Origin of the sequence: Streptomyces rhizosphaerihabitans, assembly GCF_025399795.1 — a bacterium.
Taxonomy (GTDB): Bacteria; Actinomycetota; Actinomycetes; order Streptomycetales; family Streptomycetaceae; genus Streptomyces; species Streptomyces rhizosphaerihabitans.
Genome location: NZ_JAODTZ010000015.1, coordinates 145,426 through 166,179 on the forward strand (window position 1 = coordinate 145,426; position 20,754 = coordinate 166,179).

Annotated in this window: 19 protein-coding genes and 3 pseudogenes; 9 read left to right on the plus strand and 13 right to left on the minus strand. The window is 70.5% G+C overall.

Translation table 11 applies throughout. From position 1 onward, the window contains the following. Window positions 1-52 precede the first annotated feature (52 nt). The 4 genes from N4G66_RS17605 to N4G66_RS17620 all read left to right on the plus strand — a co-directional run bounded on the left by N4G66_RS17605 (window position 53) and on the right by N4G66_RS17620 (window position 5,930). Window positions 53-946: a YhjD/YihY/BrkB family envelope integrity protein gene (locus tag N4G66_RS17605; RefSeq protein ID WP_261705064.1), complete on the plus strand. Its 894-nt coding sequence runs from the start codon at window positions 53-55 to the stop codon at window positions 944-946. A 100-nt stretch (window positions 947-1,046) separates the two neighbouring features. Continuing rightward, complete coding sequence (locus N4G66_RS17610; RefSeq protein WP_261705065.1) at window positions 1,047-2,675, plus strand: GMC oxidoreductase; 1,629 nt, start codon at window positions 1,047-1,049, stop codon at window positions 2,673-2,675. Then, window positions 2,672-4,090 carry a DUF2252 domain-containing protein gene (locus N4G66_RS17615; protein ID WP_261705066.1) on the plus strand — a complete coding sequence of 473 codons (1,419 nt, stop codon included), beginning with the start codon at window positions 2,672-2,674 and terminating at the stop codon, window positions 4,088-4,090. Before N4G66_RS17610 ends, N4G66_RS17615 begins: the two co-directional genes overlap by 4 nt. A gap of 22 nt (window positions 4,091-4,112) precedes the next feature. Next, the gene (locus N4G66_RS17620) at window positions 4,113-5,930 is read left to right on the plus strand and encodes a glycoside hydrolase family 15 protein (RefSeq protein WP_261705067.1); all 1,818 of its coding nucleotides are present in this window, start codon (window positions 4,113-4,115) and stop codon (window positions 5,928-5,930) included. Here N4G66_RS17620 and N4G66_RS17625 read toward each other — a convergent pair. The 4 genes and pseudogenes from N4G66_RS17625 to N4G66_RS17640 all read right to left on the minus strand — a co-directional run bounded on the left by N4G66_RS17625 (window position 5,881) and on the right by N4G66_RS17640 (window position 9,451). Beyond that, window positions 5,881-7,185, minus strand: a complete 1,305-nt coding sequence (locus N4G66_RS17625) for a chloride channel protein (protein WP_261705104.1) — start codon at window positions 7,183-7,185, stop codon at window positions 5,881-5,883. The two genes, N4G66_RS17620 and N4G66_RS17625, sit on opposite strands and share 50 nt — an antisense overlap. Window positions 7,186-7,672: 487 nt before the next feature. Next, complete coding sequence (locus N4G66_RS17630) at window positions 7,673-8,257, minus strand: hypothetical protein (RefSeq protein WP_261705068.1); 585 nt, start codon at window positions 8,255-8,257, stop codon at window positions 7,673-7,675. Window positions 8,258-8,366: 109 nt separating this feature from the next. Further along, window positions 8,367-8,582, minus strand: a pseudogene (locus tag N4G66_RS17635) (RHS repeat-associated core domain-containing protein); the annotation flags it as partial. Window positions 8,583-8,617: 35 nt separating this feature from the next. Continuing rightward, on the minus strand, window positions 8,618-9,451 hold the full coding sequence (locus tag N4G66_RS17640; RefSeq protein WP_261705069.1) for a DUF6193 family natural product biosynthesis protein: 834 nt from the start codon (window positions 9,449-9,451) through the stop codon (window positions 8,618-8,620). Between the two features lie 357 nt (window positions 9,452-9,808). On the opposite strand from N4G66_RS17640, the gene N4G66_RS17645 reads away from it, so the two are divergent. Further along, window positions 9,809-10,036, plus strand: a complete 228-nt coding sequence (locus tag N4G66_RS17645; RefSeq protein ID WP_261705070.1) for a hypothetical protein — start codon at window positions 9,809-9,811, stop codon at window positions 10,034-10,036. A 116-nt stretch (window positions 10,037-10,152) separates the two neighbouring features. Further along, entirely contained in the window at window positions 10,153-10,902 is a 750-nt protein-coding gene (locus N4G66_RS17650; RefSeq protein WP_261705071.1) for an SIR2 family NAD-dependent protein deacylase, read from the plus strand. A 418-nt stretch (window positions 10,903-11,320) separates the two neighbouring features. Here the strand turns inward: N4G66_RS17650 and N4G66_RS17655 are convergent. The 9 genes and pseudogenes from N4G66_RS17655 to N4G66_RS17695 form a co-directional block, all read right to left on the minus strand. Continuing rightward, window positions 11,321-11,515: pseudogene (locus N4G66_RS17655) on the minus strand (FAD-dependent oxidoreductase); the annotation flags it as partial. Beyond that, window positions 11,505-11,702 (minus strand): annotated as a pseudogene (locus N4G66_RS17660) (ferredoxin); the annotation flags it as partial. The pseudogenes N4G66_RS17660 and N4G66_RS17655, both read right to left, overlap by 11 nt. A 189-nt stretch (window positions 11,703-11,891) precedes the next feature. Then, entirely contained in the window at window positions 11,892-12,524 is a 633-nt protein-coding gene (locus tag N4G66_RS17665; RefSeq protein ID WP_261705074.1) for a hypothetical protein, read from the minus strand. A 104-nt stretch (window positions 12,525-12,628) separates the two neighbouring features. After that, window positions 12,629-13,444 (minus strand): hypothetical protein, encoded by an 816-nt coding sequence (locus N4G66_RS17670; RefSeq protein WP_261705075.1) that lies wholly within the window; start codon window positions 13,442-13,444, stop codon window positions 12,629-12,631. After that, window positions 13,441-14,703, minus strand: a complete 1,263-nt coding sequence (locus N4G66_RS17675) for a glycosyltransferase family 4 protein (RefSeq protein ID WP_261705076.1) — start codon at window positions 14,701-14,703, stop codon at window positions 13,441-13,443. The genes N4G66_RS17670 and N4G66_RS17675 overlap by 4 nt, the downstream gene beginning before the upstream one ends. 137 nt (window positions 14,704-14,840) lie before the next feature. Beyond that, window positions 14,841-15,326, minus strand: coding sequence for a methylated-DNA--[protein]-cysteine S-methyltransferase (locus N4G66_RS17680; protein WP_261705077.1), 486 nt, complete (start codon window positions 15,324-15,326; stop codon window positions 14,841-14,843). Beyond that, a complete protein-coding gene (locus tag N4G66_RS17685) occupies window positions 15,323-16,966 on the minus strand; it encodes an AlkA N-terminal domain-containing protein (RefSeq protein WP_391858830.1) in 1,644 nt (547 codons plus the stop codon). Before N4G66_RS17685 ends, N4G66_RS17680 begins: the two co-directional genes overlap by 4 nt. Window positions 16,967-17,351: 385 nt before the next feature. Further along, on the minus strand, window positions 17,352-18,281 hold the full coding sequence (locus tag N4G66_RS17690) for a M48 family metalloprotease (RefSeq protein WP_261705078.1): 930 nt from the start codon (window positions 18,279-18,281) through the stop codon (window positions 17,352-17,354). Beyond that, window positions 18,278-18,673 (minus strand): BlaI/MecI/CopY family transcriptional regulator, encoded by a 396-nt coding sequence (locus tag N4G66_RS17695; RefSeq protein ID WP_261705079.1) that lies wholly within the window; start codon window positions 18,671-18,673, stop codon window positions 18,278-18,280. The genes N4G66_RS17690 and N4G66_RS17695 overlap by 4 nt, the downstream gene beginning before the upstream one ends. Window positions 18,674-18,772: 99 nt before the next feature. Here N4G66_RS17695 and N4G66_RS17700 point away from each other — a divergent pair, with 99 nt between their 5' ends. From N4G66_RS17700 to N4G66_RS17710, 3 genes are read left to right on the plus strand one after another with little or no spacing between them, the layout of a single operon-like run. Beyond that, on the plus strand, window positions 18,773-19,462 hold the full coding sequence (locus N4G66_RS17700; RefSeq protein ID WP_261705080.1) for a DedA family protein: 690 nt from the start codon (window positions 18,773-18,775) through the stop codon (window positions 19,460-19,462). Then, a complete protein-coding gene (locus tag N4G66_RS17705) occupies window positions 19,459-20,082 on the plus strand; it encodes a phosphatase PAP2 family protein (protein WP_261705081.1) in 624 nt (207 codons plus the stop codon). The genes N4G66_RS17700 and N4G66_RS17705 overlap by 4 nt, the downstream gene beginning before the upstream one ends. Before the next feature lie 9 nt (window positions 20,083-20,091). Further along, window positions 20,092-20,754, plus strand: a complete 663-nt coding sequence (locus tag N4G66_RS17710; protein ID WP_261705082.1) for a response regulator transcription factor — start codon at window positions 20,092-20,094, stop codon at window positions 20,752-20,754.

Genomic DNA, 20,754 nt, shown 5'->3' on the forward strand with positions numbered 1-20,754 from the left:
GGCGCGGTCACCCCCCGACGGGGGGCGGCCAAGGCCCGACACGGGGAGCGGAATGCGCGCAGGTGAAGGACCCGGCTCGAACACCGGCGGCGGCCGGAGCCGCCTGCGCGAGCGGGCGGCGGCACTGCGGGCCCGGCTGCTGGGAATGCGCGCCGGCGCCGCGACACGGTTTCCGGTGATCACCCGCCTCTCCTCCCATCTCATCGCGGTGAACCTGCTGGATTCCGCGCCCCGGCTCGCCGCCCAGGCCTTCCTGACCGCCGTTCCGCTGCTCTTCGTGGTCGCCTCCTTCGCCCCTCAGTCGGTACGCAAGGAGATCGTCGACTCCGTGCACGACATCCTCGGCATCACCGGCAGCGCCGACCAGCAGCTGAAGAAGGTGTACGGGGCCGACTCCGCGGGCCTGCGGCAGAGCACCGGGGCGGTCAGCCTGCTGATGGTGCTGCTGTCCGCCACCGCGTGCAGCCGGGCGATGCAGCGACTCTGCCAGCGTGCCTGGCTGCTGCCGGCCGCGAGCGCGCGGATCGCCGTCTGGCGCTGGTTCGTGTGGATCGTGACCCTGCTGGTCGTCATCGCCCTGCAGGGACCGCTGCGGACCGGCTTCGGCGTGGGGTCCTGGCTCGGCCTCCCGCTGCTCCTGGTCACCGAGGTCGGCGTCTGGTGGTGGACCCAGCACCTGCTGCTCGCGGGGCGCATCCCCTGGCTGCCACTGCTGCCCGGCGCGATCGTGACCGGAGTCGCCCTGACCGTGCTGTCGGTGATCGCCAAGGTGTACGTACCCAACGCGCTCAACCACAGCCTGGAACGCTACGGGTCGCTGGGCGCGGTCTTCACCGTGCTGTCCTGGCTGATCGGACTGTGCGTCGTCATCTCCGTGGGCATCACCGCCGGTGCCGTCATCGCGCGGGAACCCGCCATGGTCCGCCGTCCGGGTTCGCCCGATTAGCTCAACTCGCCGGACATATCGCCCAGAGCTACCTTGGTGATCGGGCCGGATCCCCCCTCCGCTGGCAGGCCCGGACCACGATCCAAGGACGGTGGCCGGCATGACCGACTCACGTCACTACGACGTCATCGTTATCGGAACCGGCGCGGGCGGCGGGACCATCGCCCATCGGCTGGCTCCCACCGGCAAACGGATTCTCCTCCTCGAACGCGGTGGCTACCTCCCGCGCGAACGCGACAACTGGGACTCCACCGCGGTCTTCGTCAAGGGCAAGTACCGGGCCCCGGAGTTCTGGTACGACCGGCACGGCGACCAGTTCCCACCCGAGGTCAACTACTACGTGGGCGGCAACACCAAGTTCTACGGCGCAGCGCTCTTCCGGCTGCGCCCCGAGGACTTCGGCGAGCTGCGCCACCACGGCGGGCTCTCCCCCGCCTGGCCTCTCGGCTACCAGGACCTGGAGCCGTACTACACCCAGGCCGAACACCTCTACCTCGTGCACGGCCGCCACGGAGAGGACCCGACCGAAGGGCCCAGCAGCGCCCAGTACGCCTATCCGCCGGTCCGGCACGAGCCGCGCATCCAGCGACTCAGTGACGACCTGGAGAAGCGGGGGCTGCACCCCTTCCACCTCCCGATCGGGGTGAATCTCACCCAGGACGAGCGGGGCCGGGCCGTGCACACCAGCGCCTGCATCCGCTGCGACCGCGTCGACGGCTTTCCCTGCCTGGTCGGCGCGAAGTCCGACGCGCAGGTGGTCTGCGTCGACCCCGCCCTGGAACACCCCAACGTGGAGATGGTCACCCACGCGAACGTACGACGGCTCGACACCGACGCCACGGGCCGCAATGTCACCTCCGTCGTCGCGATGGTGGGTGACGGAAACGGGGGCGGGGGCGAAAACGGGGGCGGGGGCGATTCGCCCGGCGGTTCGACCGTCGAGTTCAGTGCGGACATCGTGATCGTCGCCTGCGGTGCCGTCAACTCGGCCGCGCTGCTGCTTCGTTCGGCGAACGACCGGCATCCGCGCGGTCTGGCCAACAGCTCGGACGTGGTGGGCCGTCACTACATGCGGCACAACAACCTCGCCCTGATGGCCATATCCGAGGAACCGAACGACACCAAGTTCCAGAAGACGCTCGCGCTGCACGACTGGTACCTGGGATCCGACGACTGGGACTACCCCCTCGGCGGCATCCAGATGCTCGGCAAGTCCGACTCCGAACAGATCCACGGAGAGGCGCCCCGCTGGGCGGGAGCCGTCGCTCCCGACATGCCCTTCGAGGTGCTCGCCCACCACGCCGTCGACTTCTGGCTGTGCGGAGAGGACCTGCCCGCCGCGGACAACCGCGTCACCCTGGACGGGAACGGCGACATCCACCTCGCCCTCGACGAGAAGAACAACATCGCCGGACTCCAGCGTCTGCGGCACGAACTGCAGGGCATGCTCGGCCACTTGGGCATGCGTGAGCACCATCTCCTGCCGCACAGCATCTATCTGCACAAGGGCATGCCGATCGGCGCGACGGCACACCAGGCGGGGACGGTCCGCTTCGGCCACGACCCCGCCGATTCGGCTCTCGACGTCAACTGCAAGGCCCACGACCTGGACAACCTCTACGTCGTCGACACGAGCTTCTTCCCGAGCATCGGCGCGGTGAATCCTTCACTGACCGCCATCGCCAACGCACTCCGTGTCGGCGACCACATCGCGGAGCGTCTGCAGTGACCCCCAAGCATCCGGCCGACAGCCACCCGCCGCACCACACCCCGGCGGAACGAGCCGCGCTCGGCAAGGCCGCCCGGTCCGCCGTACCCCGTTCCAGCCACGCCGACTTCGTCCCCTCGCCGAAGCGGACCGACCCGGTGGACGTCGTGGAGGGCCAGTCGGCGACCCGGGTGCCCGAGCTCGTACCGATCCGCTACGGCAGGATGACCGAGTCGCCCTTCCGCTTCTACCGCGGGGCCGCCGCCATCATGGCCGGGGACCTCGCCGACACCCCCCGGTCCGGCATCAGGGCCCAACTGTGCGGCGACGCCCACCTGTTGAACTTCCGGCTGCTGGCCTCGCCCGAGCGCCGCATGATGTTCGACATCAATGACTTCGACGAGACGCTGCCCGGCCCCTGGGAGTGGGACGTGAAGCGGCTGTCCACCAGCTTCGTCATCGCGGGCCGGGCGAACGGCTTCAGCACCAAGGAGCGCGCCGACATCGTCCGGGCGGCGGTGCGGTCGTACCGCGAGTGGATGAGGCGCTTCGCCGGGCTGGGCAATCTCCCCGTGTGGTACACGCATTTCGACGAGGAGTGGGTACGGACCCATATCGCCGGAGAGTTGAGCGCGCGGGCGCGTGAACGCTGGTCCAGGACGACGGCCAAGGCGCGCACCCGGGACAGCCTCCAGGCCTTCGCCAAGCTCACCCACCTGGTGGACGGCAAGGCCCGCATCGCCCCCGATCCGCCGCTGATCACGCCGCTGCAGGAGCTGCTTCCCGATGTCGAACGCGGCGCGCTGGAGAAGCAGATCCGCCGCCTGATCGAACGCTACGGCCGGAGCCTGAACTCGGACCGGCGGTTCCTGCTGGAGCAGTACCAAATCGCCGACGTGGCGCGCAAGGTGGTCGGTGTCGGAAGTGTGGGTACCCGCTGCTGGATCATCCTGCTGCTCGGCCGGGACGACTCGGACCCGCTGCTCCTGCAGGCCAAGGAGGCCGACGAGTCGGTGCTGGCGCCGTTCGCCGGCGCCAGCGAGTACCGGACGCAGGGCGAGCGCGTGGTCGCCGGCCAGCGGCTCATGCAGGCCACCAGTGACATCTTCCTGGGCTGGGAGCGGGCCGACGGCATCGACGGCCGCCGACGGGACTTCTACGTACGGCAGTTGCGGGACTGGAAAGGCATAGCCGAACCCGAGGCCATGGTGCCGTCCGGCATGCGGGCCTTCGGCGAGCTGTGCGGTGCCACGCTGGCCCGCGCACATGCGAGGTCGGGCGACCGGATCGCCATCGCCTCCTATCTGGGCGGCGGTGACGTCTTCGACCGGGCGCTGGTCCCGTTCGCCGAGAGCTACGCCGACCAGAACGAGAAGGACCACCGGGCGCTCGTCGACGCCGTCCGTTCGGGGCGCGTCAAGGCCGAAGCGGCCTGACGAGCCCGACAAGGAGGCCAGCATGGATCGCTATCCGCCCATCGCCGACCATGGTCTGATCGGGGACCTGCAGACCGCGGCCCTGGTGTCGTCCCAGGGCGTGGTCAACTGGTTCCCGGCACCACGCTTCGACTCCCCCAGTGTCTTCGCCTCGCTGCTGGACCACGACGGCGGCGGCTACTTCCGCCTCGCGCCGGACCACCCCGAGGGGACCTGGCGGCAGCTCTACTACCCGGACACGGCCCTCGTGGTGACCCGTTTCATGTCCCCGGACGGCGTGGGCGAGATCATCGACTACATGCCGGTCCTGCCGGGCCCGACCCCGACCGACCGGCACAGTCTGGTGCGCGTCGTCCGCTCGGTGCGCGGCACCGTGCACTTCGCTCTGGAGTGCCGGCCGCGGTTCGACTACGCGCGGGCCACCCACGAACTCGACCTGACCCCCGGCACGGCGACGTTCCGGTCCCCGGGCGCGACCGCCTACCTCCAGGGCAACATCCCGTTCGAGCGCGACGGGCAGGACGTCCGGGGCGGCATCACCCTCGACAACGGCGAGCAGGCGGCCGTGGTGTTCACGATGTGCGGGCCCGACGGCGAGGCGCCGCCACCCCCCACGATCGACGGGGTCACCGAGGACCTGTGGAACAACGTCGACTTCTGGCAGAAGTGGGTGCGCACCTCGAACTACCGGGGCCGCTGGACGGAGATGGTGCACCGCTCCGCCATCACCCTCAAGCTCCTCACCTACGCCCCGACGGGCGCGCCGGTCGCCGCCGCCACCATGGGGCTGCCCGAGCAGGTCGGCGGTGAGCGCAACTGGGACTACCGGTACACGTGGGTGCGGGACGGCTCGCTGTCGGTGCGGGCGCTGCTCGACCTCGGCTTCGAGGAGGAGGCGCACCAGTTCACCCGCTGGATCGGCGACCGCCTGGAGGCGCGCGAAGGACCGGACGACGAAGTCCTCCAGATCATGTACCGGGTCGACGGCGACCCGCATCTGACGGAGGAGATCCTGGAGCACTTCGAGGGCTACCGCGGCTCGTCCCCAGTACGCGTCGGCAACGCGGCCTCCGACCAGTTGCAGCTCGACATCTACGGCGAGGCCCTCTACGCCCTGGCCGAGGGCCGCTCGGTCGGTGAGCGGGCCGGATACCACGGCTGGAAGGGGCTGGCCGGCATCCTCGACTGGCTCGCGGACAACTGGGACCGGCCCGACGAGGGCATCTGGGAGACCCGCGGCGGGCGCAAGGACTTCACCTACAGCCGGGTGATGTGCTGGGCCGCGTTCGACCGGGGCCTGAAGCTGGCCGCCGAGTTCAGCAGACCGGCCGACACCGTCCGCTGGACCGCGGCCCGGGACGCGATCTTCGAACAGGTGATGGCGCGCGGCTGGAGCGACAAGCAGCAGGCGATCGTCCAGCACTACGACGGCGACGTCCTGGACGCTTCGCTGCTGCTGGCGCCCCGCGTCGGCTTCGTCTCCCCGCGGAGCCCCGGCTGGCTGAGCACACTGGACGCCATGGACCGCATCCTCGTCTCCGACAGCCTCGTCTACCGTTACGACCCCGCGGCCTCGCCCGACGGACTGCGCGGCTCCGAGGGGACGTTCAGCCTCTGCACGTTCCTGTACGTCGACGCGCTCGCCCGGGCGGGACGGCTCCCGCAAGCCCGCTACACCTTCGAGAAGATGCAGACGTACGCCAACCATGTCGGCCTGTTCGCCGAGGAGATCGGCCCGAGCGGGGAGCAACTGGGCAACTTCCCGCAGGCGTTCACCCATCTCTCGCTCATCATGGCCGCGACGACGCTGGACGAGGCGCTCGACCGGCTGCGTCCCTGAACGGGGGGATGTCCGGGCCCTGCGGCAGCAGTTCGACGGTCACGAAGGACACCACGGCGGCGAGCACGATCACCGGTACCGTTCCCGAGTTGCCCACCAGGAGCACGACCAGCACGACACAGCTGACGGGCAACCGGAGCGCGGCGGCGGACGCGGCGGCCATGCCCGCCGCCATGGCCGGCACGACGCCGAACCCCGGGAGCGGCGCCAGCAGGGCGCCCATGGCGCCGCCGAGGAACAGCGCGGGGAACACCGGACCACCGCGCAGGCTGCCCAGGCACAGTGCGTACGCGATGGCCTTGAACACCAGCACGGCCACCAGACTGCCGACCGACCACGCGTGCGGGTGGGCGGCGAGTTGTCCCAGGGTGGTCTGGCCGGACAGGGCCACGTCGGCCGGCGAGCGCCCGGTGACGGCCGTGTATAGCGCCGCACAGCCGCCCGCGCCGAGCGCGCAGAGCACCGTGGTCCGCAGCGTGTGCGCGGACACGGCGCGGGCCGCGTACCGGCCGCCCACGATCACCCAGTGGATACCGACCCCGATGGCACATGCCATGAGCACCGACCAGAGCACGTCCCCGGCGTCGAGGGTCGCGGGTGCGGGAAGTCCGATCTGGAGGCTCCCGGTCTGCAGTCCGGTCCAGTCGCCGAAACCGGTGAACACGATGGCGCCGACTCCGCTGGCGAGCAGTGCGGGGAGCATCACCGCGAACAGCTGCGGCCCGCCCACCCCGGCCACTTCCATCAGCAGCACGGCGGCGACCAGAGGGCTGCCGAAGATCGCCGAAATGGCCGCCGCGGCGCCGGCGGCACCGAGCAGCGCCGTGCTCGCCTTGGTCGCGGGAGCCCGTACGAGATCCCGGAAAAGCAGCGCCAGGCCGCCGCCCAGCGCGATCAGGGGCGATTCGGGCCCGAGTACCGCTCCCAGCGGAAGGCTGGCCAGAGCGGCGAGGGCGACACCCGGCAGCGCGGACTTCGACACCCCGCCCGCGTGCAGACCCGAAGCCGGGATGTGTCCGCCCCGCCCCGGGAGCCACAGCACGATCAGGGCCACCAGCAGACCCGACAGGAGCGTCGGCGGCAGTGGCCACCACCACGGCGGAACCGTCCACCCGAGATCGTGCGGCCACTGCACCCACATCAGATGTTCCAGCTCGTGGAGGAGCACCAGGAACCAGAACGCGGCCAGCGAGACCGGCACACCGATGACAGCGCAGAACACGAGCGCCCGCCGGTACGCCGGCCGCATCAGCATGGTCCTGAGCTGCTCGGCCTCCGTGGGCTGGTTGCCCGGAGCGGACTCCGCCTCGGCGGACTCGTCGCCCGGAGCGGGCTCGGCCTCCTCGGACTTCGACTCGGTGATGGGTCTTCTCCTACGTCCGCTCGGAGGGGTTCTGCGTGGGTTTCTGCCGTCGGAGCGCGAGCGTACCCACGAGACCCGCCACACCCGCGCCGCCCTCGCACCGAGCCCCTAAAACCCTCCGGGTGGACGCGCCACCGCCGCCTTCGTCAGCGCGACGCGGGCATCCCGGCCGAACAGCGCGATATCCGTTCGCCAGAAACGGACAGGCGTCTGGACAGGGCTGGTCCGGCTCTCCCTCGAAGCGGACGACGAGGAAGTGTCCGCCCGGAATCTGAGCAGGAAGTCGGATCTCCCTGCCTAAGACGATGTCCTCCCGCAACCGCGCCGACACCCGGACACGGCCCGGTGAACCGTACCGGGCACCAGCGCCAGGTCCCTCTCACGCCGGTGCGGCGCTGCCACCCGGAGGCCGGCGGAGCAGGTGCAGACAGACGACCGAGGCAACGACGGTCCGCCGTTCGGAGGCGTCCAGACGGGGATCCGTTTCGACTGCGTACCGCTGCAATCCGAGCCACGCGTCGACGTCGCTCACCGTGACCCGGCCGAGTATCTCTGGCGCCGGGCTCCGTCTCGGATCGGTCTCCGTAAGAAGCCATTCGGCGGACAGGTGACCCCACCGTGTGAGGAGGAGTTGGCGTCCCTGTTCCGTCTGAAGGGTCAGCCGTAGCGTCTTCACGACTCCACGGGCAACGGCGGTGCCGACCTCCAAGTCCGCGCTGTCGGTGAAGTGGAACCGCACCGGTCCGAACTGGCCGAACCGGGAACGCCTCTTGATACGGACGATGCACTCGCCGGACGTTTTCGCGAGGAGGGAGTGCGTGTCGTCGGGGTGCGTGACCTGGGCGAGCAGGGTCCCCTCCACGGTGGACACGGCCAGGGCGGGACCCACGTATCTGCGCCATCGTGAACGCTCCGGTTGCTCCACCACGACGGCTTCCAGTTCGAACAGACCGGGTTCCATCATCGGTTTTCCTTCCCCCGCCACGGCTTCCCCCTCGACCGAGTACGTCCACTGTGACTGAGAACCTGCCCGGCTCCCATCCCTCGGACGGAAATCGACGCCACGCGATGGCGCCCGGGACATCAGGGCTGAGGTAGCGGGCCGTCTCCGGGTCGTACGCCCGGAAGTAGTTGTGGCGGAGGCCCGTTTCGGGGTCGTAGTACTGGCCGGGGAAGCGGAGCGGCGTGTGAGCCTTCGCGTCGGTGTTCCAGGTTGTGGTTCCCCAGAGCGCCGCGCGGGCGCGCCAGGCTATGGGACTCCGCAAACTGCTCGTTTTCGTGCCCGGCCTGTGACGCATCGGGGCAGTTGAGGAGCCGTGTGCCGTCAGCAGCTTTCGCGGTCTCGCAGTTCGTGCTCCGTCCCGGCTACCGCTGGCCCCCAGGTCTCCGGCATGCGGGCGACAACCAGTGCCACGGCTTCCTGAGCCGTGTACGCAGGCACCATGGCGAACTTCTCGCCGCGGTGCTGCACCGCATACCGGTCGCCGCCGAGGGGATGGATTTTGGAGACATCATACGAGAAGGGCCACCCTGTACACCTGCTGAACTGCAGGCTGCCGTGGCTTGTGAAGGGGAAAAGCGCACGCAGTCTCGGCTCGGCGTACGCCGCGCGGATCAAGTCGAGGTCCACAGACAGGCCCGGTTCCAGATATCCGCGCCACTTCTCCGCCACGGCATGCTCAGGCCCGCGCTCGTGAGCTGCAGCGAGGGTTCCGACCTCCAGGAAAGGTGCCGCGGCGTGCAGCTCAGCCAGCGGAACGCCCTCGTACCAGGCTGCAGCTGCTTTCGCGAGCGCTTTGAGGTCCTCAGTGGAGCCGCAGGTGAGATTCACACCCTCACCCCATGCGGCGACGAGGAACACCCGCTCCTCGGATCCGAGGTTCACGTTGAAGTGGTCCAACCGAGGGTTGCGGCTTGCGACCCCTGCGTGGATGAGTGACGGACGGTCAAGCGAGGACCGAACCTCACCAAGGTCCAAGCCGTTCTCGGCAGCGCACTGGGCGAGGGCAGCGGCGAGGCTTCCAGCGGCTGCAACGTCGGGGTACAGCGCGGAATCGGGCTGGAGCGGCTGCCGGGACTGTCCATGGTGAGTCATCCCCACATGATCAGGCCTATTGAGTGAGCCACCAAGGGAAAGCCGGAGCAGACCTGGGATCATGGAAGATCCTCATCACTCGAAGTCCTTCCCCCAGCTGATCGAGGTCTTCCGCCACCCCAGCGGCCAGAAAGGCCGCGCCGGGGGTGTGCCCGGAGCCGACGTAGCACCAGTTCGCGACCGTCGTCATATCGGGAGCGTCGGGAAAACGGGCGTGCATGGCACGTTGGGCCCGCAACGCTGTGTACGTCGTGGAGCAGGAACGGGACTTGGACGTGATCAGTCACGCCGTGGACGGCCCCGCAGCCGAGAGGGCGCCCATGATCGCACTCGGACCGGTCGCGACGGGGTCGGCAGCGCTCCCTGGCGCCGTGCACCCGTGCCTGAACGCCCACCCGCCCGACATGCCATGCTCAGAACATGAGCGCATTCAGGAGTGATCTGGACCTGGAGGTCTACGACGCAACCGGTAACGGGGTGCAGGTCGACGTCGCAACCAACGCCCTGAACGGCACAGTTCGGCTGGCAGTGCTGTTCACTCAAGAGATTGTCTTGTCGGCCAATGACGCCGAGCGAGTTGCCCAATCGCTGCTGCGCGCCGCAGCACACGCTCGCCGCTTCGAGCCGAAGGCCAACCCAGAACCCTAGATCGGCCAAAAATGAATCGCCCGACGTAGGCCGCATCATCGCAGCAGAACCATGCGCGTTGCCCGCGCCCAGATATCCAGTCGCTCCGAGCAGGCGAGCGCCGTACCTTCAGGCTCATGAACAGGCCACTCGTCGCCATCCTCAGCGGGGCAGGGATCTCCACCGATTCCGGTATCCCCGACTATCGCGGCCCCAACGGCCTGTGGAGGAAGGATCCCGAGGCCGAGAAGCTCGTGACCTACGAGTACTACATGGGCGATCCCGAGATCAGGCGCCGGGCCTGGCAGATGCGGCGTAAGAACCGGACACTCCAGGCCGAGCCCAACGCCGCACACCGGGCGGTGGCCGGGCTGGAGCGCTCCGGCGTTCCGGTGCGCGTGATCACGCAGAACGTCGACGGGCTGCACCAGCTCGCCGGAATGCCCGCCCGCAAGGTCCTCGAACTCCATGGCACCGCAAGGAGTTTCGTGTGTACCGGATGTCATGCGCGCGGCCCCATGGAGGACGTCCTCGCCCGCGTCGACGCTGGCGAGGACGACCCACGCTGTCTAACGTGCGGCGCGATCCTCAAGCCCGCGACCGTGATGTTCGGCGAACGCCTCGACCCCGTCGTCCTCGGCCAAGCCGCCGCCATCACCAAGGCCTGCCAGATCTTCATCGCCGTCGGTACCACCCTCCAGGTCCACCCGGCGGCCGGCCTCGCCGGCGTCGCCGCCGACCACGGAGCCCGCCTCGTCATCGTCAACGCCGAACCGACCCCGTACGACGAGATCGCCGACCAGGTCATCCGCGAACCCATTGGCACGGCCTTGCCCAAGCTCATGCATAAGCTCCGAACCGAAGACACCCACCAGACGATGGAGTAGGAGGCCCGTCCAAGGCGCCGGCTCCAAGGCATCGACCCGATGGGCACAGTTCGGCTGCGAGGCAGGTGGCAGGTGGCAGGTGGGGAAGTCAGTCCAGACCGACCAGCGGACCTAGGGCCAATGCCGTGACTCTGTTGGTGATCTTGGCGGGGTGGTGACGGCGGTCGCTGGTGGTGGTTGGCTGGTCGGTAGCGGGGCGGCCTCGGTTTAGGGGCGGTGGACGGTGTCGATGCGTCCGGCAAGTTTCCAGCGGATTCCCCCGATGACGGTCCGGACGGCGTGGGCGGCGTGTCCGAGGGGGACGCCGGTGATGCTGATGCGGGACCGGCTGGATGTGGTGTTCGCCGACGAGGACTTCACTCACCTGTATCCGGCCGATGGCCGACCGGGTTTCTCACCAGGGCGGTTGGCGCTGGTGTCGGTGCTGCAGCACCTGCTTGGACAGCGGGGGCCGGTCGTACGATTCGCAGGGCTCGTCGCCGATCATGGTCAGCGAACCCGCGAAGCCCTTTTCCCGCAAGGTCTCGGCGGCCCGCAGGCCGGCCAGCGAGGCGCCGACGACGACGATGCGGCCATCGCGCTTGAGCCGGTCCAGGGATCCGTCACCGAGCATGCGACACCCCCTCGGCCGGTACGTCCACGGCGTCGGGTTCCACACCGTCGGGTTCCACCGCATCGACGAGGACGGCCTGGACCGGGCAGGCCGCGGCGGCCCGGTCCAGCTTCTCGCGCGGCGCCTCGTCGGGCTCCGGGTCGTACAGCAGCGCCTCTTCGCCGTGCATGGTGAAGATCTCGGGAGCGAGGAACGCGCACTACGCGTACCCCTGACAGCGGTTCAGATCGACGGCAATCCTTACCACGGGATCGGTCCTCTCCAAGGGCCCGGTCAACCCTCCTGCGGCCGCTCTCGGCGGCCGGGCGGGAAGCAGCGACGAGGAGCGGACCGTTCGAGTGAGCGGTGCGGCCCGCTCAGGCCTGGTCAGGCCCGGTCAGGCCGGGGCGGTGGGTGGTGCCGCGGCGGGACGTCGGCCCCACAGGATGTTCAGGCTGAGGAGCAGTGCCCAGGCCGGGAAGACCATCTCGGACCAGGGCACGCCCGTTCCCGCCACGAGCAGCATCAGACCCGCGAGATAGCCGACGACGACCAGCGGGCGCGGGAACACGCCGAGCCTGCGGCCGATGGTCGACGTCGTGATGATGAACACCGCCGCCATCCGCATGGCGTACGTGGTCAGCAGGGCGTAGGCGAAGTGGCTGCCGAAGGAGGGGCTCTGCCGGCTTTCGCCGAGCACGGTCCCGGCCGCCGCGGCGGCGCCGAACAGCGTGGCGACGAAGACCACGCCGCTGCCCAGGAACACGGTGGCGACGAACCGGTCCTCGGCCGGGCCGGCCTGCTCGCGGAGGGCGCCCATGAACCACAGGAACGCGATCCCGGCGAACGGCACCAGTTCCAGGGCCGTCCGGATTCCGCTGCGCTGTCCGGCGTCGAGGTTCGCGCCGTCCTCGCCGCCGGGCAGAGCGATGCGTACCAGCACGATCGCCGCGGCCATCAGGATCGCGAACACCACCCCGGCCATCCCGGCGGCCCGGGGTGTCGCGAGGCGCTTGTGCTTCCGCTCCATGGTCTCCCGCCTTCTGCCTGCTCTCCCTTCGTCCAGACACCAGTGACCGCGGGGCTCACGCCACCGGGGTCACCCGGGAGGAAGCCCGCGGTGCGCCATACAGGTCATGGCTGCCCTTTCACTTCTATGGAGAGGTCGTTGTCGACGGTGTAGTAGGGGCGCAGGGCGACACCGCCGAAGTCGGCCGTCGGGTAGACGACCACGTCCTTGCGGTCCGCCAGGTCGTCGAGAAGGCGGCCGACGCGGATGAGGGGTGCTTGAGCCGCAGGCCGGACGGAGATGTCCCAGACGCCGGACCCCGGTGGTGTCCCGGCGGCCAGCTCCGCGTAGTCGACGGTGAAGGAGAGGCTCCGGCCGTCGTCTCCGGCACAGGGCTCCACGGTGCGAACGGTGGCGCCGGCACCTCGCAGGCGCAGGCTCACGACGGCTCCTTCCTGGAGCGAGGCGCCGTGCAGGCATGCCCTGACCGTCATCGAACGACCGGTGACATCGATGCCGTCGGCCTCCGCGTGGGCGGTGCGCAGCCAGGCGCGCACCGCGAGATGGCCGTCCTTGGTGACGTAGGGGGTCCGGACGGCCAGTGGTGCCGGCCACCGGCGAAGGTGTCCGCCGACGAGGGCCCGCAGATCGCGCAGACCGGCGCGCAGACGCTGCCGCTCGGATCCCGGTTCCCGGAGCAGGTACACGTCCCAGCGGCCTTCCGTGAGAACGGCTCGAGCGTCCAGGACGGCGCTGCGGCGTTCACCGGCCGGCTCCAGGTCGAGGACGTGGACCGTCTTTTCGGGCTGTCCCTTCTTCGGGCGCAGTCGCAGCAGCAACTGCTGTCCTTCGGGTGCCCCTGGCGGCAGGTCGAAGGTGATCCGGCCGTCCGTACCGATCGTGCAGCCGGCGTGTGGCTGCTTCTCCCTGTCCGTGTTCACCCCCGCCTCCGCAGGACGCGCAGCACGCCGCCGGCCGCGCTGTGCGCGGTGTCGCGTATCGCGAAGCCCTGGCCGGCCAGGACACGGCTCACCCGTGGGCGTTCCCGCAGGACCGGCCGGTCCGCCCTTCTCGCCGACACGGCCTCGGCGAGTAAACGTTCCGCCTGGGTGACGACGGGGCCGGGAGCGAATCGCCGCGCATTCTTCCGGGCCGCACGGCCCGCACGCAGGCGCCACTCGTCGTCGCGGACCGCTTCCCGCAGTGCCGCGCCCAGCGCGTCACGGTCTCCGACCGGCACCAGCCGGCCGTCGACACCGTCCTCGATGATTTCGCCCGGTCCGTGGGGGCAGTCGGTGCTCACCACCGGCAGACCGCAGCTCATCGCCTCGACGATGGTCATGCCGAACGCCTCGGAGTCGGAGGCCGCCACCGCGATCGAGCCCTTGACCCACTCCGCCTCCATGAGGGTCACCGCGCCCATCAGGAGGACTCTGTCGTACAGGCCGAGGTCGGTGACGAGCCGCCGCAGCCGGTCGTGCTCCTCGCCCTTGCCGTATATGCGTAGTTGCCAGTCGGGGCAATCGGCGGCGATCAGGGCGAAGGCCTCGATGAGCAGGTCGTACCGTTTGACGGGGACCAGGCGGCCGGCCGCGACGATCACTTTCGCGGTGCCGTCGGAAGGTGGCAGCACGGGATCCGGCACGCTGTTCGGAAGTGCCTCCACCCGGACTCCGGGCATGTGCATCTTGCGCCGGTAGGCGGCGGCGTCCGCCTCGGTCACCGTGGTGAGCGTGTCGAGCCGGCGATAGGCCCGCCGCAGGGCGGAACGCAGCCGGGGCGGATGCCTGTCCAGGGTGAGGTGCTCCTGGCCGATGCGCGCGACGTGCCGCGGAGCCTGGAGCGCGAGATGCACGTTGAGCCCCGGCCTGGTCCCGATCACCACATCGGCGTCGGTCGCTGCGAGCCACTCTCCGATCCGCCGGTCGGTCAGCTCGCTGTACTCCCGGTACCGGTACTCGGCGCGGGGGAAGACCCGCGCCGGTCTCAGATGCGACGGATGCTCCTTCTCCTGCCTCAGATCCACCAGCGACCGCAACGAGACTCGGGGATCCAGGGACAGCATCGGGTGCTCACGGTTGCGCAGCACGGAGACGATCTCCACCTCGTGCCGCGCGGCAAGCGCGCGGGCCAGATTGAAGGTGGTGGTGATCGTGCCCCCGATCGCGTAGGCACTGTGGATCAGAAAAGAGATCTTCATAGCGGTTCAGACAACGCCGACTTCGTAAAGGTTGCTGCCCGTCACCAGCCCATATCGCGCGTCGGCCGCCGCGTACCGCCGCCCGGACCGCTCCACCGGCCGGGGTGTCCGGTGGCCCGGCGGATGGGTGGGAGCGGTCAGAAGAGCGCCGATCCGCTCTCGAGATCGAGGAGTCGCCTCTTGCGGTCCAGGCCGCCGCCATAGCCGGTGAGGCTCCCGCCCGCGCCGATCACGCGGTGGCAGGGCACGATGATCCCGATCGGATTCTTGCCGTTGGCGAGGCCGACCGCGCGGGAGGCGCCCGTGTTGCCCAGGGCTTCGGCGAGTTCGCCGTACGAGCGGGTCTCGCCGTAGGGGATCTGCCGCAGCTGGTCCCACACACTTCGCTGGAAGGGTGTCCCGATCATGCGCAGTTCGACGGTGAACTCCTTCAACTCGCCCTCGAAGTAGGCGTTCAGCTGCTCAATCACCTCGTCGAAAAGGGTGTCGTCGCGCTCTCCGAAGCTCTCCTCCGGCGGGCGGTGGCGCTGACCGACCACGTAGAGGCCGCACAGGACGCCGTCGCCGTCGGCGACGAGGGTGAGGGGGTCGTAGGGGCTGTCGATGACCGTGTGCCGTTTCACTGGGCGTCCTTGATGCGTGAAGTGCGTGTGGTGTCCGGAGTGCGCGGAGCGCGAGCGGCTGGGGTGCGCGGGGTACGCGTGTGTGGCGTCGTCGTACGGGAGGCGGGCTTCGTGGCCTCCGACGGGTGCGGGGAACCGTCCTGCGCCGGCAGGAAGTTGATCGGGTGGCTGCCGGCCGCCCACAGGTACTGGACCGCGTAGGCCCGCCAGGGACGCCAGGCCGCGGCGCGGGCCGTCAGGGCGACGGGTGTGGACGGGAGCCCCAACTCCCGGGCCGCGCGCCGGATTCCGAGGTCGGTGGGAAGAAAGGCGTCCGGGTCCCCGAGTGCGCGCATCGCGATCACGTCGGCGGTCCAGGGACCGAAGCCGGGGAGCGCGAGGAGCGTGGCCCTGGCCTGCCCCCAGTCGCTCTCCACTCCCAAGTGAAGCGTCCCCTCGGCGAGTTGGCCGACCAGTGTGGTGAAGGTGGCGCGTCGGGTGCGGGGCATCGCGAGCGACTCGGGGTCGAGTGCGGCGAGCGCCCGCGGCGAGGGGAAGAGATGGGTGAGGCCGCCTTCCGGGTCATCCACCGGGACGCCGTGCGCGGTGACGAGGCGGGCGGCGTGGGTACGCGCGGCGGCCGTGGAGACCTGCTGCCCCAGTACCGCACGTACGGCGAACTCGGCCTCGTCGACCGTGCGCGGTACCCGGCGGCCGGGGGCCTTGTCGACCAGCGGTGCCAGCAGCGGATCCGTACGCAGCTGGTCGTCGACCGCCACCGGATCGGCGTCCAGGTCGAGCAGGCGGCGGCAACGGCTGATCGCGACGGACAGGTCACGCAGGTCGCTGAGGGTCAGGCGGCACGCGATGTGGTCCGGCATCGGTTTCAGGCCGGCGATCCCGTGCCCGTACGGCAGTCGCAAGGTCCGCCGGTACGCACCGTCGCGCCACTCCTCCACCCCGGGTACGGCGGTCGCCACGAGGTGTCCGAAGAGGTTGTCGGGGTTGAGCGGGGCACGGAAGGGGAGCCTGAGGTTCAGTACGCCCGGCAGGCCCGGGGTTCCCGCCGCGGCTCCGGCCCGGTTCCTGGGCAGGCGGGCGCGCAGCTCGCTCGGGGACAGCGCGAAGACCTCGCGGACGGTGTCGTTGAAGGTGCGGATGGAGGAGAAGCCGGCGGCGAACGCGATCTCGGCCATAGGGAGCGGAGTCGTCTCGATGAGCAGCCGGGCCGTCTGGGCACGCTGGGCCCGGGCGAGCGCCAGAGGTCCCGCGCCCAGCTCGGCCAGGAGCTGCCGCTCGATCTGGCGGGTGCTGTAACCGAGCCGGGTGGCCAGGCCCGGTACGCCGTCGCGGTCGACGACACCGTCGCCGATCAGCCGCATCGCGCGGGCCACCAGGTCGGCGCGGTGGTTCCATTCCGGTGAACCGGGGCTGGTGTCCGGGCGGCACCGCTTGCAGGCCCGGAATCCGGCCTGCTGGCAGGCGGCCGCGCTCGGGTAGAAGATCATGTTCTGCGGCTTCGGCGGCACGACCGGGCAGCTGGGCCGACAGTAGATCCTCGTCGTCGTCACCGCTGTGAAGAACCATCCGTCGAAGCGCGCGTCCTTCGACTGGACGGCACGCACGCAGCGCTCGGTGTCCGTGTGCATCCCGTTCTCCATGCCTCAAGCATCGGGCACCCCGAAGGACGGGGCTGGCGAGAATCCGACATCTGCCTCGCCCGGCCGCGACCGGCGGCATCCACCTCGCCCGGCCTGCGCCCGGCCCGTGCCCCGCCCGCTCGCACACCCCTACGGATCCAGATCCCCGGCTCGACGCCGGCCGGAGGAATACCGGGCAAGGACGTGAAGCTGCCGGCCCGAAGGGCACGGATCGTCCGGTCGAACGCCCGGCAGGTGGTGAGCCGAGAGGCCGCCGACACGACGACCCGCATGCTCCGGAGCCTCGTCGACGGCGGCACCGCCGCCGAGGCCTGCCCGGCCGGGACACCGACCCGCGCCGACCAGGCCGACCGGGGCGACCCGGTCGACACACATGGCGAAGCCCTCAGCGAGCCTCCTCGCCCTGCGCGACCTCCACCTCGTGGTGGAAGGCGACGACACCCGCCCCCGACGCACCGGCCGAGACGGCGGCGCAGGCGGCGAGGAGGAGGGCGATCCAGGCGGCCGCGCGGGGACGGTGCTGGGGGGCGGAGAGAAGGGCCGCGACCCGCTGGGGGACGGGTCCCGTGGTGGCCGCGGGGGCGAAGTCGGGGCGGTCGGAGCGGGCGTCGCCGGTGGCCAGCGCGGCGCGGGCGATGGCTCGGGCGATCAGCCGACGGTCGCCCACGGCGACGGCGGCGGCCTCGTCCGCGGCGCGCTCGGCCGCGAGCGCGACGGTCGCGCGGACCGTCCGCAGGCCCGGGTGGCAGTGGGCCGCGAGTTCGGCCACGACGAGGAAGCGGTGATGGCCGCCGGCGTTGTGGGCGCGCTCGTGGGCGAAGAGGGCCTCGCGCTCGTCGGCTCCGAGGCTGCGCAGCATCGCGGTGGTGACGACGATGCGATGCGGTCGGCCCGGGAGCGCGTAGGCGTCGGGGTGCGGCGATTCGATGACACACAGGTCGCCCGCGGCGGGGCGGCGGTCGGCCTGGCTGCGGGCGGAGCGGAAGGCGCGCAGCTGGCGCAGCGCCGACCGGACGACGGTCCAGGTGCCGAGGGTGAGCGCGCCGGTCGCCGCGGCGGCGGCGGGCAGGACGACGAGGTCCGAGGCCGTGCGCAGCGGGTGGACGAGGTCGCCGAGGCCCGCGAGCAGGGGCAGTTTGAGCAGCCCCGTCAGAACCAGCGCGCCGAGCGAGGCCACGGAGGCGGCGGCCAGCACGACGAGCGCGAGGGTCACCGACCACAGTGCGGCCACCGGGGTGAGCCGGCCGAGGCAGCGGCGGGCCAGCGGGCCCAGCACGAAGGGGACCAGCAGAGGGATCAGCAGCAGCAGGATCATCCCTCACCCTGTTCCGGATGTGCGTCGAGACCGTGTTCCAACAGATCCCGCAGGAGCCGCTCGTCGTCGGGGCTGAGCTGGGCCACGAACCGGGCCAGCGCGGTCTCCCGGTCGTCGTCACGGTCGAGCTCGGTGTGCATGCGACGTGCGGTCAGGCCGTGCGGGTCCTGGACGGGGAAGTACGCGTAGCCCCGGCCCAGCCGCTCGCGGCCCACGATCCCCTTCTCGTGCAGCCGGGAGAGAATCGTCGTCACGGTCGTACGGGCCAGGCCTGAGTCCAGTTCGCGTTGCACGCGTCCGGGCGTGAGCGGCACGCCGGCGGCCCAGAGAGCGGCCATCACGCCGGCCTCCAGCTCACCCGCCGGTCGGCGCTCGTCCTTGTCACTGCTCATGGGAACGATCCTCACCCCGCCATCGTCTACAGTTCAGTAGACCGTCTACAGAATTGTAGTCGCTGGGGTACGAGTATCGACCGTGCCCACCCGTCCAGTATGAGAGGGCCCGCGACGATGGCCGCATCTTTGTTCACAGCGTCAGACCTCGCCGTGAATATTCTCAGCGCCCAGTCCCTGCTCGCCGCCTTCGGCGTACTGGGGGTGGGCGTGGTGATGTTCGCGGAGACCGGCCTGCTGATCGGCTTCTTCCTGCCCGGGGACTCACTGCTGTTCACTGCGGGCCTGCTCTGCACCGGATCGGGGCACGACGGCCTGAAGCTGTCCCTCCCCCCGCTGCTGATCGCCGCGGCCGTGGGCGCGCTGGTCGGCGCGCAGACCGGCTACCTGATCGGGCGGAAGGCGGGCGGCGCCCTCCTGTCCCGCGATTCCGCACCACGGCTCCAAGCGGGCGCGCACCGCGCCGAGGAGCTGCTGGAGAAGTACGGCTACGCCAAGGCGATCGTGCTCGCCCGCTTCGTCCCCGTGGTGCGTACGGTGCTGAACCCGATGGCGGGCGCCCTGCGCGTGCCGGTGCGGACCTTCACGTTGTGGCAGGTGGTCGGCGGCCTCGTCTGGAGCATCGGCCTCACCCTCGGCGGGTACGCGCTGGGTTCCTCCATCCCGAACGTCGACCGCTATCTGCTCCCGATCATCGCGGTCATCGTCCTCGTGTCCCTGGCCCCGCTCGCCGCCGAGCTGTACCGCTCCCGCCGACAGGGCGCGGCGAACAAGGAGGTCCAGGGATGATCCTGGCTTTCGACGGCTCCTCGATCGACGGCTCCGCCTACCGGTACGTCGCCGACCTCGCCCAGGACTCCCCCTCGTGGCTCGACAGCCTGGTGTCGGTGTGGTCGACGTACGGACTCGGCCTGTTCGCCGTGCTGATGGTGCTCGGCTGGTGGCGGGCGCGGCGCGAGAGCCCGCGAGCCGCACTCGCCGCGCTCGCCGTACCGGTCGTCGTGGTCGTGGCGTTCGCGGTGGATCTCGGTGTGAAGCTGCTGGTGCGCGAGGACCGGCCCTGTCAGAGCCTGCGGGTGGCGACGCTGGAGGCGTGCCCGGCACCCGGTGACTGGTCGTTCCCCAGCAATCACGCGGCGATCGCGGCCGCGGCGGCCGTCACACTGTTCTTCGTCTCGCGCGGCCTCGGCAGCGTCGCCATCGTGGCCGCGGGCGCGATGGCCGCCTCGCGGGTCTGGGTGGGGGCGCACTATCCGCACGACGTCGCGGTCGGTGTGCTCGTCGGCACGCTGGTCGCGATGGCGATGACGGCGGGTCTGCGCAGGCTGCCCGACCTGTCGGGGCACCCGCTGACCGCGTCGCGGCTCGGAGTCCTGCTCATCGCGCCCCGGCTCGCCAAGAGCGGGTGAGCGGGGAGTATGCGCCGGCGGATCCTGGTCGTCGAGGACGACCACGCGTTGCGTGACGTCCTGCGGCGCGGGCTGCGGGACGAGGGCTTCGACACCGTGCCGGCACCGGACGGCGCAACCGCTCTGCGGCTGGCGGGGGACGGCATCGACGCGGTCGTTCTCGACGTCGGCCTGCCCGACGCCGACGGGCGGGACGTGTGCCAGGCGATCCGGGCCAACGGCTTCCTCTCCCCCGTGATCTTCCTGACGGCCCACCACCACCTCACCGACCGGCTGGCGGGCTTCTCGGCGGGCGGCGACGACTACCTGCCCAAGCCGTTCCATCTGACGGAGCTGGCGGCCCGGCTGCGGGCGGCCCTCAAGCGCGCCGGGCCGGGCCCGGCCGGCACGGCCGGTGACCTGGTGCTGGACCCGGTCGCGCACAGCCTGACCGTGCGGGGCCATCGCGTCGGCCTGACTCCGACGGAGTTCCGGCTGCTGGCGGCGCTGATGGCGGCGTCCGGGGACATCGTCGGCCGACGGGAGCTGATCAGGGCCGGCTGGCCGGAGGGAGCCCAGGTCAGTGACAACACGCTCGACCAGTATCTGACCCGGCTGCGCCGCAAGCTCCGGGACGGCGGCAGCGAGCTGACGGTCACGACCGCGCGGGGTATCGGGCACCGCCTGTCATGA

Bases quoted from the DNA above. Each gene is read 5' to 3' on its own strand.
- N4G66_RS17685 (WP_391858830.1), bottom strand. From the start codon at position 16,966: ATGGAGAACGGGATGCACACGGACACCGAGCGCTGCGTGCGTGCCGTC.
- N4G66_RS17695 (WP_261705079.1), bottom strand. From the start codon at position 18,673: ATGAGCAGTGACAAGGACGAGCGCCGACCGGCGGGTGAGCTGGAGGCC.
- N4G66_RS17640 (WP_261705069.1), bottom strand. From the start codon at position 9,451: ATGATCCCAGGTCTGCTCCGGCTTTCCCTTGGTGGCTCACTCAATAGG.
- N4G66_RS17625 (WP_261705104.1), bottom strand. From the start codon at position 7,185: ATGCTGATGCGGCCGGCGTACCGGCGGGCGCTCGTGTTCTGCGCTGTC.
- N4G66_RS17605 (WP_261705064.1), top strand. From the start codon at position 53: ATGCGCGCAGGTGAAGGACCCGGCTCGAACACCGGCGGCGGCCGGAGC.
- N4G66_RS17705 (WP_261705081.1), top strand. From the start codon at position 19,459: ATGATCCTGGCTTTCGACGGCTCCTCGATCGACGGCTCCGCCTACCGG.
- N4G66_RS17630 (WP_261705068.1), bottom strand. From the start codon at position 8,257: ATGATGGAACCCGGTCTGTTCGAACTGGAAGCCGTCGTGGTGGAGCAA.
- N4G66_RS17665 (WP_261705074.1), bottom strand. From the start codon at position 12,524: ATGGAGCGGAAGCACAAGCGCCTCGCGACACCCCGGGCCGCCGGGATG.
- N4G66_RS17645 (WP_261705070.1), top strand. From the start codon at position 9,809: ATGAGCGCATTCAGGAGTGATCTGGACCTGGAGGTCTACGACGCAACC.
- N4G66_RS17620 (WP_261705067.1), top strand. From the start codon at position 4,113: ATGGATCGCTATCCGCCCATCGCCGACCATGGTCTGATCGGGGACCTG.
- N4G66_RS17700 (WP_261705080.1), top strand. From the start codon at position 18,773: ATGAGAGGGCCCGCGACGATGGCCGCATCTTTGTTCACAGCGTCAGAC.
- N4G66_RS17690 (WP_261705078.1), bottom strand. From the start codon at position 18,281: ATGATCCTGCTGCTGCTGATCCCTCTGCTGGTCCCCTTCGTGCTGGGC.
- N4G66_RS17650 (WP_261705071.1), top strand. From the start codon at position 10,153: ATGAACAGGCCACTCGTCGCCATCCTCAGCGGGGCAGGGATCTCCACC.
- N4G66_RS17675 (WP_261705076.1), bottom strand. From the start codon at position 14,703: ATGAAGATCTCTTTTCTGATCCACAGTGCCTACGCGATCGGGGGCACG.
- N4G66_RS17610 (WP_261705065.1), top strand. From the start codon at position 1,047: ATGACCGACTCACGTCACTACGACGTCATCGTTATCGGAACCGGCGCG.
- N4G66_RS17710 (WP_261705082.1), top strand. From the start codon at position 20,092: ATGCGCCGGCGGATCCTGGTCGTCGAGGACGACCACGCGTTGCGTGAC.